The sequence below is a fragment of the Pseudomonas sp. WS 5010 genome (assembly GCF_012985565.1).
Taxonomy (GTDB): domain Bacteria; phylum Pseudomonadota; class Gammaproteobacteria; order Pseudomonadales; family Pseudomonadaceae; genus Aquipseudomonas.
The window spans coordinates 1-663 of record NZ_JAAQWQ010000033.1 but is presented as its reverse complement, the minus strand read 5'-3'; the positions used below and the strand labels follow the sequence as shown (position 1 = coordinate 663).

Genomic DNA, 663 nt, shown 5'->3' with positions numbered 1-663 from the left:
CACAGCAGGCAGAGTTGGGCTTGCAGTGGGTCGGCCAGCAGTTGTTCGAAGGCGCGACGAATCACATGGCGCATGGCTTCGCGAGGCGGCGCCTGGTTTGCGGTCTCACGCAGTTCGCTCAGATGCTGGCGCGAGCAGTCCAGCACCAGACGCGCGTAGAGCGCCTCCTTGCTGGAAAAGTGCTTGTACACCGTGCCCTTGCCGATGCCGGCGTGACGCGCCACTTCGGCGATGGTGACGCGATCCCAGGATTGCTCCTGAAACAGCTGGCGAGCGGATTGCAGCAGGGCGTTTTCCCGTTGCTGGAAGAGTTGATCCTGATAGCGCATGACTGTTCCGGGTTTCGTGACCGGTGGTCATGCTATGACTGTTGGTCACGATGCATCAAGACGGGAGTTGTAACAAGGCAATTGGCGGGTAGCCGTTCACTGCCTCATTCGTCGCGAGGCGCGGTTCTTACGGGGGATACATGAGTGTAGGAGCCCCGACCCGGGGCGAAGCTTCTAACTCACCAGGCGATCAAACGCGTTGCGTCGATGGCGGGTTACGCCGCAACAGACATTGCGAAGGTAATTGCGGAAGGTGGCAGGCGGCTAACCCGCCCTACGACATTCGCTCGATCCTTGCCCCATGAGGCGACGCTCAGCGCGCCACGCTGACGCC

Annotated in this window: 1 protein-coding gene; it reads right to left on the bottom strand. The window is 61.2% G+C overall.

The genetic code is table 11. From position 1 onward, the window contains the following. On the bottom strand, positions 1-329 hold a 329-nt coding region (locus tag HBO11_RS28440), incomplete at its 3' end, for a TetR/AcrR family transcriptional regulator (protein WP_170059072.1). Positions 330-663: the final 334 nt, after the last annotated feature.